Annotated in this window: 11 protein-coding genes; 3 read left to right on the top strand and 8 right to left on the bottom strand. The window is 63.1% G+C overall.

Annotated elements, in window-relative coordinates; translation table 11 throughout:
• Positions 1–19 precede the first annotated feature (19 nt).
• A complete protein-coding gene (locus QQ658_RS02670) occupies positions 20–1,333 on the top strand; it encodes a TrpB-like pyridoxal phosphate-dependent enzyme (protein ID WP_286026139.1) in 1,314 nt (437 codons plus the stop codon).
• 121 nt (positions 1,334–1,454) lie between these two features.
• Here QQ658_RS02670 and QQ658_RS02665 read toward each other — a convergent pair whose 3' ends face one another.
• A complete protein-coding gene (locus QQ658_RS02665) occupies positions 1,455–2,825 on the bottom strand; it encodes a hemolysin family protein (RefSeq protein WP_286026138.1) in 1,371 nt (456 codons plus the stop codon).
• 216 nt (positions 2,826–3,041) lie between these two features.
• On the bottom strand, positions 3,042–4,259 hold the full coding sequence (locus QQ658_RS02660; protein ID WP_286026137.1) for an NADP-dependent isocitrate dehydrogenase: 1,218 nt from the start codon (positions 4,257–4,259) through the stop codon (positions 3,042–3,044).
• Between the two features lie 364 nt (positions 4,260–4,623).
• Here QQ658_RS02660 and QQ658_RS02655 point away from each other — a divergent pair, with 364 nt between their 5' ends.
• Complete coding sequence (locus QQ658_RS02655; RefSeq protein WP_286026136.1) at positions 4,624–5,466, top strand: formyltetrahydrofolate deformylase; 843 nt, start codon at positions 4,624–4,626, stop codon at positions 5,464–5,466.
• A gap of 186 nt (positions 5,467–5,652) precedes the next feature.
• On the opposite strand, the gene gad is transcribed toward QQ658_RS02655, so the two are convergent.
• Entirely contained in the window at positions 5,653–7,059 is a 1,407-nt protein-coding gene (gene gad / locus QQ658_RS02650; RefSeq protein ID WP_286026135.1) for a glutamate decarboxylase, read from the bottom strand.
• Positions 7,060–7,182: 123 nt separating this feature from the next.
• Between gad and QQ658_RS02645 the strand changes: the two genes are divergently transcribed.
• Positions 7,183–8,166: a malate dehydrogenase gene (locus QQ658_RS02645; protein ID WP_286026134.1), complete on the top strand. Its 984-nt coding sequence runs from the start codon at positions 7,183–7,185 to the stop codon at positions 8,164–8,166.
• Between the two features lie 71 nt (positions 8,167–8,237).
• Here QQ658_RS02645 and QQ658_RS02640 read toward each other — a convergent pair whose 3' ends face one another.
• The 5 genes from QQ658_RS02640 to purN form a co-directional block, all read right to left on the bottom strand.
• Entirely contained in the window at positions 8,238–9,596 is a 1,359-nt protein-coding gene (locus tag QQ658_RS02640; RefSeq protein ID WP_286026133.1) for an extracellular solute-binding protein, read from the bottom strand.
• The gene (locus QQ658_RS02635; protein ID WP_286026132.1) at positions 9,593–9,991 is read right to left on the bottom strand and encodes a DUF3017 domain-containing protein; all 399 of its coding nucleotides are present in this window, start codon (positions 9,989–9,991) and stop codon (positions 9,593–9,595) included. Before QQ658_RS02635 ends, QQ658_RS02640 begins: the two co-directional genes overlap by 4 nt.
• Before the next feature lie 120 nt (positions 9,992–10,111).
• Positions 10,112–10,960: a bifunctional methylenetetrahydrofolate dehydrogenase/methenyltetrahydrofolate cyclohydrolase gene (locus tag QQ658_RS02630; protein ID WP_286026131.1), complete on the bottom strand. Its 849-nt coding sequence runs from the start codon at positions 10,958–10,960 to the stop codon at positions 10,112–10,114.
• Between the two features lie 190 nt (positions 10,961–11,150).
• Positions 11,151–12,710 (bottom strand): bifunctional phosphoribosylaminoimidazolecarboxamide formyltransferase/IMP cyclohydrolase, encoded by a 1,560-nt coding sequence (gene purH / locus QQ658_RS02625; protein WP_286026130.1) that lies wholly within the window; start codon positions 12,708–12,710, stop codon positions 11,151–11,153.
• Complete coding sequence (gene purN, locus QQ658_RS02620) at positions 12,703–13,275, bottom strand: phosphoribosylglycinamide formyltransferase (protein WP_286026129.1); 573 nt, start codon at positions 13,273–13,275, stop codon at positions 12,703–12,705. Before purN ends, purH begins: the two co-directional genes overlap by 8 nt.
• Positions 13,276–13,326 lie beyond the last annotated feature (51 nt).

Raw genomic sequence — 13,326 nt, 5'->3', positions numbered from 1 at the left:
GATCCGATAACCTCGACCCATGACCGATGAGCGCACCAAGTTTTTGTTGCCCGAGGACCAGCTGCCGACGCACTGGTACAACCTCACTCCCGATCTTCCCACGGCACCGCCGCCACCGTTGAACCCGGCCACCAAGCAGCCCGCCGGGCCGCAAGATCTGGCAGCGATCTTTCCGCAGGCGTTGATCGAGCAGGAGATGAGCACCGAGCGATGGACCCCAATCCCTGACGAGGTGCGTGAGGTCTATCGGTTGTGGCGCCCTTCCCCGCTCTATCGGGCACGCCGCTTCGAGCAGGCGCTCGGCACCAAGGCGCGCATCTACTTCAAGTACGAGGGTGCCTCTCCGGTGGGCAGCCACAAGCCGAACTCCGCGGTGGCGCAGGCCTACTTCAACAAGCAGGCCGGCATCAAGCGGCTGTGCACCGAGACCGGTGCCGGCCAGTGGGGTGCCGCCTTGTCGTTCGCGTGTCAGGTCTTCGGGCTGCGTTGCGACGTCTGGCAGGTTCGCAGCAGCTACGAGACCAAGCCCTATCGGCGCATCCAGATGGAAACCTTCGGCGGCCACGTCACCCCGAGCCCGTCGGATGGAACCGAGATCGGACGACAGCTGCGCGAGAAGTTTCCCGACACCCCGGGCTCGCTCGGCATGGCGATCAGCGAGGCGATTGAGGTCGCTGCCGGCGATCCGGAAGCGAACTATGCGCTGGGCAGCGTGCTCAATCACGTCGCCTTGCATCAATCGGTGATCGGGTTGGAGGCACTGGCTCAACTGGAGTTGGCCGGCGAGCGGCTGCCGGATCACCTTTTCGCCTGCGCAGGTGGTGGTTCGAATCTGGCCGGGCTCGCCTTCCCGTTCTTGCACCGGAACCTTGCCGAGGGCGCGAATGTGCATGTGCGCGCCTGCGAACCGGACGCCGCACCCTCGCTGACCAAGGGTGAATACCGCTATGACTTCGGTGATGCCGGCGGGTTCACGCCGCTGCTGAAGATGTTTACGCTGGGCGCCGACTTCGTGCCGGCCGCCGTGCACGCCGGCGGGCTGCGCTATCACGGCATGTCCCCGCTGGTCAGCGCGGCGTACGACCAGAAGCTGTTGGACGCTGTGGCGATCAAGCAGCGCGAAGCCTTCGCGTCCGGGGTTTTGTTCGCCCGCGCCGAGGGCATCATCCCCGCCTCCGAATCGAATCACGCCATTGCCGGTGCCGTCGAGCACCTGAAGGCAGCCGAGGATGACGGCGAGGGCCAGGTCATCTTGATCGGCATCTCCGGTAACGGCCAACTCGATCTGCCCGCCTATGCGGACTTCCTGTCCGGCGAGATGATCGACGCCTGATATCTGATGCAGTTGCCGAACGGGTGCCCTGTCTTCTGACAAGGTGCCCCGTTCGGTCACTACTCGACAAGCCGTGCGTCCCGCTTGTGAAAATGATCGATCCACACAGAAGTGTCGAGGGTTAGCTTCTGGCAGAAGTGGAGTTTGATTCGGGCGCTGCCGGTGCCCCCACCGTTTCCAGCCGGCCGAGGTCGATCCAGGCAATACGGTGGCCGTCCATCTCGGAGACCCGCATCGAGAAACGGGTCAGCTGGGGGTCGTCCTCCGGAGCGTTCTCCGGGGCCAACTCGACAACGATCTTGTCGTTCAGCTTCGGCACGCGTCCGAGCACCCACATGAAGTATCCGGCAAGGGTGTCGTAGGGGCCTTCCGGGATGACGAATCCGGTGCGGTCCTCGAAATCCTCGAGCGAGATCAGTCCTTCCAGGTCGGAGACCATCTCGTGCTGGATCTGGTCGGCGTCCACCACGTCGTATTCGTCGGTGATGTCGCCGATGAGCTCTTCTATGAGGTCCTCCATGGTGACGATGCCGGCGGTGCCGCCGTATTCGTCCCGGACGATCGCCAGATGGGACGATTCACGGCGCATCTCGGTGAGCGCCCGCAGCACCTTCACGGTCTCGGGCAGGCTCAGAATCGGACGCACCAGTTGCCTGATCGGCGCCTGTCTGGTGGCGGTGTCCAGGTTCATCAGGTCGCGAACGTGCAAGAACCCGATGATCTGGTCGGGCGAGCCGTCGGTGACCGGATATCGCGAGCGTTGATTGTCTTGCACCAACCGAACGGCCTGGTAGGCGGGCATATCTCCGGAGAGGAAATCGACCTCGGTGCGCGGCACCATCACCTCGCGCAGGCTGCGATCGCCCGCGTCGAAGACGTCGTCGACGATGCGGCGTTCTTCGTCGCCGAGCATGTCGGCGTTGGCCACCATCGAGCGCAGCTCGTCCTCGGTGACGGCCTCCTTCGCGGCTGCGGGGTCACCCCCGAGGATGCGCACCATGATGTTGGTGCATTTGTCGATCAACCAGATCAGCGGAGTCGCGACTTTGGCGATAGCGCTGACCATGGGGGCCAACGCGAGCGCGAACTCCTCGGTACGCTGCATGGCCATCCGTTTGGCAGTCAGCTCACTGAGCACGATCGACAGAAACGAGATGATGGCGGTGATCACGATGACAGCCAGCACGCTCGACAGCCCGGACGCCAAGCCCAGGCTTTCGAACCAGGGAGCGAGATACTTGCCGGCCAGCGAGTCGCTGCCGAATGCCGATGACAAGAATCCGGCGAGCGTCACCCCGATCTGCACCGAGGAGAGGAACTTGTTCGGGTTATCGGTCAGCGCGACGATCGCCTGCCCGCGCTTGCCCTTGGCCTGCAGTTTCTGGATCTGGGAGTCGCGCAGCGTCACCAATGCCATCTCGGCGGCCGAGAACAGGAAGCCGACGAACAGCAGAACGAAGATGACCCCGATGGAGATGAGGAGGTCAGGCATGATCACTCACGCGCACGATTCTACTGGGGTATGCAATCGCGCCGCGGCGCGAGTCTGTGCCTGCCGAATCATTGTGAGTGATTTCGTGCCCTGAAGACGTCAAATCACTCACAATGAACGGGCTACCGGGTGTCATGCGCGGTACATTCATTATTGGGTGCGGTTTTACAGCTCCAGTGTGTAAAACCGCACCCAATAACAAGTCGCGGCCGCAGATCAACCAAGTTTCGCGGCCAGCCCCTCGTCCAACGCCGCGAGGAACTGCTCGGTGGTCAGCCACTGCTGTTCGGGACCGACCAGCAGCGCCAGATCCTTGGTCATCTTGCCCGCCTCGACGGTCTCGACGCAGACCTGCTCGAGGGTTTCGGCAAAAGCCGTCACCGCGGGGGTGCCGTCCAGCTTGCCGCGATGCTTGAGGCCACCGGTCCAAGCGTAGATGGACGCGATCGGGTTGGTCGAGGTCGCCTTGCCCTGCTGATGCTGGCGGAAGTGCCTGGTCACCGTGCCGTGCGCGGCCTCGGCCTCGACGGTCTTGCCATCCGGGGTCATCAGCACCGAGGTCATCAGGCCGAGCGAGCCGAAACCTTGCGCGACGGTGTCGGACTGCACGTCGCCGTCATAGTTCTTGCAGGCCCACACGTAGCCGCCCTCCCACTTCAGGGCGGCAGCGACCATGTCGTCGATCAGCCGGTGCTCATAGGTGATGCCGGCCGCCTCGAACCGGTCTTTGAACTCGTTCTCAAAGACCTCGGCGAACAGATCCTTGAACTGGCCGTCGTAGGCCTTCAAGATCGTGTTCTTGGTGGACAGATACACCGGGTAGCCGCGCTGCAGGCCATAACTCATGGACGCCCGCGCGAAGTCGCGGATCGACTCATTGAAGTTGTACATGCCCATCGTGACGCCGCCGCCTTCGGGCATCTTGACGACCTCGACCTCCATCGGCTGTGACCCGTCGTCCGGGGTGTAGGTGAGGGTGATGGTTCCGGCACCGGGCACTTTGAAATCGGTGGCCCGGTACTGATCGCCGAAGGCATGCCTGCCGACCACGATCGGCTTCGTCCAGTTCGGGACCAATCTGGGGATATTGCTGATCACGATCGGCTCGCGGAAGATGACGCCGCCGAGGATGTTGCGGATGGTGCCGTTGGGCGAACGCCACATCTTCTTCAACCCGAATTCTTGGACGCGCGCCTCATCGGGGGTGATGGTGGCGCATTTGACGCCGACACCCTCGCGCTTGATGGCATTCGCCGCGTCGACGGTCACCTGGTCGTCGGTGGCGTCCCGGTTCTCGATGCCGAGGTCGTAGTAGTCGAGGTTGACGTCGAGGTAGGGCAGAATCAGCCGGTCTTTGATGAATGACCAGATGACGCGGGTCATTTCGTCCCCATCGAGTTCGACGACGGTACCGGCGACCTTGATCTTGGCCATGAACGCTCCCCTGTTGTATTCGATGCCCGAGCCGATTCCCGACCCGCATGACGGTTACTGCGCCCAAATCTAGCGGCTTGGCCCCTGCCACGGCCGCGTTCTCTTCAGGTGGCGTACCGCCTGGGATTCTCGGAGCACACCTATTTGCTTCACATGCGGAGCAGATCGCTCTCTGCGATGCGCCCGGCTTCTTCCCTGTCGCTGATGGAATAGTCACGCGGCTGTACATTCACTGGCCGCCGCGTTCTTGACAGCGATTTCACCAGCGGCGTCACCGGGCTCTCCCGACTCGTTGACGGACCGCAGTTCGCGAGGCGCACAACGAACCGCGGGAAGCACGGCAACCGCCAGGTAGGATGCCCGAGTGCATCAGTTGATATTGACGTTCTCCTGCCACGACACCTCCGGCATCGTCCATGCCGTCACCGGAGCGATCGTCGGCTGCGGCGGCAACATCACCGAGCTTCAGCAATTCAGCTCCACCGACACCGGACGCTTCTTCATGCGCATCGAAGTGGACACTCCGGTCGAACCGGAAGATTTTCGTCAGGTGGTTTCCCAGGTCAGCGCCCTTTTTGACGCAACCTGGGAAGTGAGTGAGGCCCATCGCAAAGCCCGGGCGCTGGTGCTGGTCAGCAAGGCGGCCGGTCCCCTGAACGATCTGCTCTTTCACCTGCGTGCCGGCGACGTGCCGATCGAGATCCCGCTCATTTTGTCGAATCATGATGCCCTGCGTTCGTTGGCCGAGTTCTACGGCATCGATTTCGGATCACAGGTCGTGTTGCCGGAAAATAAGCACGAATTCGAGGATCGGATCAGGCATTGCGTCCGTGATCTTGATATCGATCTGGTCGTGCTGGCCCGCTATATGCAGATTCTTTCACCCGAATTGTGCTCGGATTTGTCGGGCCGGATCATCAATATCCACCACAGTTTTCTGCCCGGGTTCAAGGGCGCGAACCCCTATCGGCAAGCTCATACCCGCGGCGTGAAGCTGATCGGGGCGACAGCGCATTTCGTCACCTCCGATCTGGACGAGGGCCCGATCATCGAGCAGAACGTGAAGCGCGTCGATCATGCCGCGTCCGTGTCCGAACTGTCGAGCATCGGGCAGGGCCTCGAATCAGAGACGTTGACCGAAGCAGTGCGGCTGTTCGCCGAAAAGCGCATCTTTCTGGACGGAATCCGCACAGTTATCTTCAAGTAGCGCGATGCCCGTCCGCGAACCCTGAATCGACCGCCGGACGCCGGCTGCGACCCAGGCATAACGAAGCCCTTCCGTGCTTACCTTTGTAATGGCCGACTCGACTTAGTATCTACCTCGCATAATGCGGTTGGCGAACGGCGACGGCCAATAGACAGCAGCTATCGAATCGCGATGCCGTCCAGACCACTAATGATGGAAACCCGACCGCTGATGGGCGGTGGGCATCGGCGCATCCAGGGCATCGAGATACCCCACTGCTGCCCTCAAATCAGCCAAGAATGCGTCCGCCAGATCGTGGCTGAATCCGGCCCGGACCACGATGCGCTGCACGGTCAGATCGCTCAGTCCGTCGGGCATCGGATAGGCGGGCACCAGCCATCCGGTCATCCGGAGCCGATCCGACAGGTCGTAAAGCGTCCAATTCTTGGTATATCCGGGACGCAGCCGCCAGGCGAAAACCGGAATATCGGAGCCGTCGTTCCATAATTCGAATGCCGGCATCTTCCCGATCTCCGCGGAAAGATAGGTGGCGACGTCGCGGGCCGCGCCCTGCACCCGACGGTAGCCCTCGCGTCCGAGCCGCAGAAAAAGGTAGTACTGCAGCAGCACTTGTGCGCCGGGGCGGGAGAAGTTCAGTGCAAAGGTGGGCATATCGCCGCCCAGATAGCTGACGTGGAAGATCAGGTCCTCGGGCAGCGATTCGAGGTCCCGCCACACCACCCAGCCGACGCCGGGATAAACGAGCCCGTATTTGTGCCCGGACGTGTTGATCGAGACCACCCGATCGACTGCGAAATCCCAGCGCAGCTGAGGCTGCAGGAACGGAGCCACCATCGCGCCGGAGGCGCCGTCCACATGGATCTTGATGTCGAGACCGGTCGCTGCCTGAATCCGGTCGAGGGCAGCCGCGATCTGTTCGACCGGCTCGTACATGCCGGTATAGGTCACACCCATGATGGCGACCACACCGATGGTGTTCTCGTCCACATACGATTCGAGATCGTGCCCGTCGAGCACCTTGTGGTCCTCGCTGATCGGCACGAATCTGGGCTCGACATCCCAGTAGTTGCAGAACTTCTCCCAGCAAACCTGCACTGCGCTCGACATCACGAGATTCGGACGATCGGTCGGTTTCCCGGCGGCTGTGCGGGCATGTTGCCAGCGCCTCTTCAAGGCCAGCCCGCCCAGCATGCAAGCCTCGGACGATCCGATGGTCGAGGTGCCGATGGTGTGGTCGGGATCGGGCGCATGCCACAGGTGGGCGAGCATCGTCCAGCACCGGTTCTCGATCGCGGCGGTCTGGGGATACTCGTCCTTGTCGATCATGTTCTTGTCGGCGGCATCCAGATAGAGATGCTGCGCCTGATCGTCCATCCAGGTTCCGACGAAAGTCGCCAGATTCTGCCGCGCATTTCCGTCGAGCATCGCCTCGTCGTGGACGATCTGGTAGGCCGTTTCAGGCAGGCTCTCGGCCGACGGGATGCGGAACTTCGGCAGCTCGGTGGCCTCGCCCGGGCGAACGAAGACCGGATTCAGTTCGACCGCAGTGGACTCAATGGCGCTGCGCTTGACGTGACGACTGGTGGTGACCATCCTCGGCTCCTCACTTCTGCGGTTTCGGTTTGAGCCTAGTAGGGCCCTGGACGCCCGGGAAATGTTCGACTGCACTAGCCTAGGAGCGTCGGACTCAAACCAATGTCGAGAAGAGGAATCCTCGTGAGTGAGACTCCAGTCAAGGTAGCTGTGACCGGTGCAGCCGGCCAGATCTGTTACAACCTGCTTTTCCGTATCGCCAGCGGATCGCTGCTGGGCGATCGCCCCATTGAGTTGCGGCTCCTCGAAATCACCCCGGCCCTGAAGGCGCTCGAGGGTGTCGTCATGGAGCTGGACGACTGCGCCTTCCCGAATCTGACCAATATCGTCATCGGCGACGACCCCAAGAAGGTCTTCGAAGGCGTGAATGTCGCGATGCTTGTCGGCGCGATGCCGCGTAAGGCCGGCATGGAGCGCGGCGATCTGCTGAGCGCCAACGGCGCGATCTTCACCGCTCAGGGCAAGGCGCTCAATGAGTCGGCCGCCGACGATGTTCGCATTCTGGTGACCGGAAACCCGGCCAATACCAACGCGTTGATCGCCATGAGCAATGCTCCCGACATCCCCAACGACCGCTTCAATGCCCTCACCCGCCTCGACCACAACCGCGGCAAGGCGATGCTCGCCAAGAAGGTCGGCGTGGGCGTCGGCGAGGTCTCGCACATGACCATTTGGGGCAATCACTCCTCCACCCAGTACCCGGACGTCTACCATGCACAGGTCTCCGGCAAGCCGGCGAGCTCGCTGGTGGATCACGCCTGGATCGAAGGCGAGTTCATCCCGAAGGTCGCCAAGCGCGGCGCAGCGATCATCGCAGCGCGCGGTGCAAGCTCGGCTGCCTCGGCCGCCAATGCCACCGTCGAGCACATGCACGACTGGCTGTCCAGCACGCCCGAGGGCGACTGGGTGTCGATGGCTGTTCCGGCCGACGGCTCCTACGGAGTCCCCGAAGGCATCATCAGCTCCTTCCCGTGCACCGTCAAGGACGGCAAGTACGAGATCGTTCAGGGTCTCGACCTCGACGACTTCAGCAAGTCCAAGCTGCAGGCCTCGGTCGACGAGCTGCTGGACGAGAAGAAGGCCGTCAAGGATCTCGGCCTGATCTGATCGTCGGTCGCTACTGAGCAACACATCGCGCCGGTTTCCCCCCTATGGGTCGGAAGCCGGCGCGATTTCCTTCAAACCATCAGGTTCGTGATCGCCTCGCCGGCAGCTTTCATCGCATCGGAGGGCGAGGCATCGCCGTGCAAAGCCGAGGCGATCTGTTCGGCCAGCGCGGCCTCCATGCCAGTATGTTTCGCGTAGCCGGCGAGCGGCGACGGCATGGCCGTGGCGGTGATCTTCTCGCTGAATGCCGAGATGAAGCTATCCTGCTTCACTGACTCGTTGTTGAGCGCAGCATCCGTGCTGGGCGGCAATCCGAGTTCTTCGAAGAATGCGACCGTCTGTTCTTCGTCCCTGGTGAGCCACTTCGCAAATTCGCCGGCTGCCGACGACGCGTCCGAATCGACCAGGACGATCAGTTGCCCGCACGCCAGGGCATGCGAGTCGTCATCCGCCTTGAGCACCGGGCGCGGCACCGGCATCATCGCCTCGCTCAGCTCACCGTCGGGATCGGCCTCCAACACAGCATCGCGTGCGGCGGGCACATCGTCGTAGAAGCCCACTTTCCCCTGAGCGAAAAGCGAACGTGCGGCATCTCGACCCATGTCGGGGACGATCAGCCCGTCGTCCAGGAGGCTCTTGTACCAGATCATCGCCTGAACCGACGCGTCGTCGCCGATCACGTACGTGCCGCCGTCAATGATCGGCGACCCGAAGGTCTGCATCCAGACCAGCATCTCATGCAGCCGAGATTGCTCGGTGAGGCCGGCATAGGGAACCACGTCAGCCGACGAATCCTTGAGTGCTCGAAGCGCCTCATCGAATGCGTCGAGGGTGGTCGGCATCGTGACGATCTCGGCAGCGTCCAATAAATCCTGGTTCGCGATCAAACCGATCGCGGCATTGGTCAGTGGCAGCCCCAGCTGGTTCCCGGACGATTCACCGATCAGCAACGCGCGGTCGGTGAATCCTGCTCCTCTGGCCAAGGATCCGACCTCGGCCAGCCTGCCGGTCGCTGCGAAATCGGGGAGCCAGGCGCTATCGATGTGGAGCGCCCCGCTGAACTCGTCTCCGGTGACCTGCTCCAGCAGCCGGTCACGATATTCATCGTAAGAGTAGGTCGCGGTGGTGATCGTCGCACCGCTCGTCTCGGCATAGCGGTCGATGGCCTCCTGCAATGCCGCACTCGACGCATCGTCGCTCAGCAGCCACGAGGCGAAAACGAACTCGCTGGCTGCGTTACTCGGCGTAGGGGTCATGCTCGGCGTAGGGGTCATGCTCGGCGAAGAACCGGATGTGGGCGTCGGTGCGGGGGAAGAACAGCCGGCAAGAGCTCCGGCCCCCAGCGCACCAAGGCCGAGGGCCCCCAGTCCCAATGCTGTTCGTCTGGAGATTCTGCGGGCTGAGTCGCCGAACGCCTGATTCATAGTCATGGCACGTAAACCCCGGGCACGGCCATGCCGAGCACCATGATGGCGACACCGAGACCCGCCATCAGCGCGACATCGAAGGCCTTGTTACGTACCTTCAGCAAGCCGACCCATTTTGGTGGCAGGATCAGTCGGAGTCCGCCCGCCAACACGACCGCGCCGCCGATCAGCACCGATCCGCGCCGCCAATGCCAATTGACAACAAGCAGGATCCCAATCGCGAAGACGGCAAGTACCGCAAGCAGCGGCCAAGGACTCAACACCTCGGACCTTCGGCCACGGGCGAGAGCCTCCTCCGGAGCGGCCACGATGGTCGCCGGACCGGACGCATCCGCCGGCTGCCCGCTCAAGTCTTGGGCGAGGTCGTCCTCGCCGGGCGCGGTACTCCGATCGTTCATTGTTTGTCTGACCTCCACCGTCTCTTCGATGGAGGCTACCCGATGGCCACCGTCATCGTGAATCACCAGATCGAGACGTTACGCGGGTAACCGCTCGGCACCTCAGTCCGCCGCGCTGCCTCAGAGTGTTCCCTCGGCCATATCGACCACATTGTTCAGCAGCATCGCCCGGGTCATCGGGCCCACGCCGCCCGGGTTCGGGGTCACCAACGAGGCAACGTCCCAGACATCGGGCGCGAGATCGCCGACCGGCTTGCCGTCCACCCTGGTCACGCCTACATCGATGCACACCGCGCCCGGCTTGATCATGTCGGCCGTGATCATCTGGGCTCTGCCGACGGCCGCCACCACGATGTCCGCCCGCCTCACATGCTCGACCAGGTCGCGGGTGCCGGTATGGCACAGGGTCACGGTCGCATTCAGTGATTTCCGGTTGAGCAGCACGCCCAGCGGACGCCCCACCGTGGTGCCGCGTCCGATGATGCAGACCTCGGCTCCGGCGATCGGCACCTCGTAGCGGCGCAGCAGCTCGACGATGCCGCGAGGGGTGCAGGCGATCGGCGCGCTCTGACCGAGCATCAGCTTGCCCAGGCTGACCGGGGCCAGACCGTCAGCATCCTTTTTCGGGTCGATCTGCTCCAGCGCCCAGTTGTCGTCGAGGTGGCCGGGCAACGGCAACTGGACGATGTACCCGGTGCATTTCGGGTCCTCGTTCAATGATGCGATGGCCTCACCGACCTGAGCTTCGGACGCATCGGACGGCAGATCGACGCGGATCGACTCCAAGCCCACCTGGGCGCAGTCCCGGTGCTTGCCCGCCACATAGATCTGGCTGCCGGGATCATCCCCGACCAGCAGCGTGCCGAGCCCTGGCGCGATACCGCGCTGGTTGAGTGCCGCCACCCTGCCGGCCAGCTCCACCTTGATGTCGGCGGCCACCTGTTTGCCGTCGATGCGTCCTGCAGTCATCTCTTGCTCCTCAAAGTATCAAGCCGTCTGCGCAGTTACCGAAGTCGTGAGCGTCTGTTCTCATCCGGCGGAGGTGGATGTAGTTGCCGGGAAGTGAGCCTATCTTTTCCTTTTCGGCGAACGACGGCAACCACATTCGCCGGAGCTCATCCGACATGTGCTCTCAATCGTGGCTTCGGTCAAAACTCGCTCAGTGGAAGAAGTGCCGCGTCCCGGTGAAGTACATGGTGACTCCGGCGGCCTGGCATGCCTCGATTGTCTGCTCATCGCGGATCGACCCGCCGGGCTGCACGATCGCACGGACGCCTGCGTCCAGCAGGATCTGCGGACCGTCGCTGAACGGGAAGAATGCATCGGAGGCCGCCACCGAACCCGCGGCTCGATCCCCCGCCCGCTCGACCGCCAGCTTGCAGGAATCCACCCGGTTCACCTGGCCCATCCCGACGCCCACCGAAGCCCCACCCGAAGCCAGCAGAATCGCGTTCGACTTGACCGAACGGCAGGCGCGCCAGGCGAACTCGAGATCGGCAAGGGTCTGCTCGTCCGCGGCATCTCCGCTGACCAACTGCCAGTTCGCCGGATCATCGCCCTCGGCGTCGATCTTGTCGGCGCGTTGCAGCAGCGCCCCTCCCGAGATCTGGGTGATCCTCGGATCGATGGGACGATAGGGCTCGGCGACCAGGATCCGGATGTTCTTCTTGCCCTCCAGGATCTCGACCGCGCCCTCGTCGTAGCTCGGGGCGATGATGACCTCGGTAAAGATGTCGGCCACCTGGTTGGCCATCTCCACAGAAACCGGACGATTGGTCGCGATCACTCCGCCGAAGGCCGAAACCGGATCACAGGCATGCGCCTTGCGGTGCGCTTCGGCGATATCGGCGCCGACAGCGATACCGCACGGGTTGGCGTGTTTGATGACCGCCACCGCCGGCTCGTCGAAGTCGTAGGCGGCGCGGTAAGCGGCGTCGCCGTCGGTGAAGTTGTTATAGCTCATCGCCTTGCCGTGCAGCTGGGTGGCCTGGGTGATCCCCACCGAGCCGTCCTGGCCGGCGTACAAGGCCGCCGGCTGGTGGGAGTTCTCGCCGTAGCGTAGCCCTCCGACCTTCGTCCAACTGGCACCGGCCCAGGCCGGGAAGCCGTCATCATCGGAGGTGTCGGTGAGCACCGAACCCATCCAGGTCGCCACCGCAATGTCGTAGGCGGCGGTGTGCGCGAATGCCTTGGCGGCGAGCTGCTGCCGGGCGTCCAGGGTCGTGCCGCCGGCGGCCAGCGCGTCGGCAACGAATCCATACTGCTCGGGCGAGGTGATGACCGCCACGCTCGGATGATTCTTCGCGGCGGCCCGTACCATGGAGGGCCCACCGATGTCGATCTGCTCGACACACTCGTCCGGGGTCGCACCCGAGGCCACGGTCTGGGTGAACGGATAAAGATTCACGACTACCAAGTCGAAGGGCTCGATGCCCAGCTCGTCGAGCTGCTGGCGATGCGATTCCAACCGGCGGTCGGCCAACAGGCCGGCGTGCACCTTCGGATGCAGCGTCTTGACGCGGCCGTCCAGGCATTCGGGAAATCCGGTCAGCTCTTCGACCCCGGTCACCAGCACTCCGGCGTCCCGTAGCTTGCCTGCGGTCGAGCCGGTCGAGACGATCTCGACCCCTGCGGCAACGAGTTGCTTGCCCAACTCGACCAGCCCCGTCTTGTCATAGACCGAAACCAGGGCCCTTCGGATCGGTTGCAGCTCAGTCATGCTTCTCCTTCACCAGTTCGCTCACTTGCCCGACGAGCATCGTCCGCTCGACCACCTTGATACGTTCATGCAAAGTCACTTCGTCGTCTCCGGGTAGCACGTCGACTTCTTGCTGGACGAGGATTCGTCCGGTGTCGACGCCTTCATCAACCATGAAAACCGTTGCCCCGGTGGTTTTCACGCCTGCGGCAAGCGCGTCCCTGACGGCATGCGTGCCCGGAAAGCTGGGCAACAGGGCCGGATGCGAGTTGATGAACCGGCCACCGAACTTCTCCAAGAAAGCAGGCCCGACCAATTTCATGAACCCGGCACTGACCACCAGATCGGGCCGGTAATTCGCGACGGTCTCGGCGAGCTTGCCATCCCATTCGTCGCGGTCGGCCATCATCGGCAACACGAAGGTGGCCACGCCTGCCTCCAAGGCTCTGGTGAGCCCGTAGGCATCGGAGCGTTCCGAGCCGACGGCGACGATCTCGAACGGTGCACCGGGCTCGGCGGCAGCGTCCAACAACGCTTGCAAGAGGGTTCCCGATCCGGATAACAAAACGACAACTCGAGATGTCACTTTCCGAAGCCTACCCGTCCTCGTGCGCCCCGATCGACCGATCTTCCACCC

The organism is Propionimicrobium sp. PCR01-08-3, assembly GCF_030286045.1.
Classification (GTDB): domain Bacteria; phylum Actinomycetota; class Actinomycetes; order Propionibacteriales; family Propionibacteriaceae; genus Brooklawnia.
Note: the sequence above shows the minus strand (reverse complement) of the source record. Positions and strands in the feature narration are given on the sequence as shown.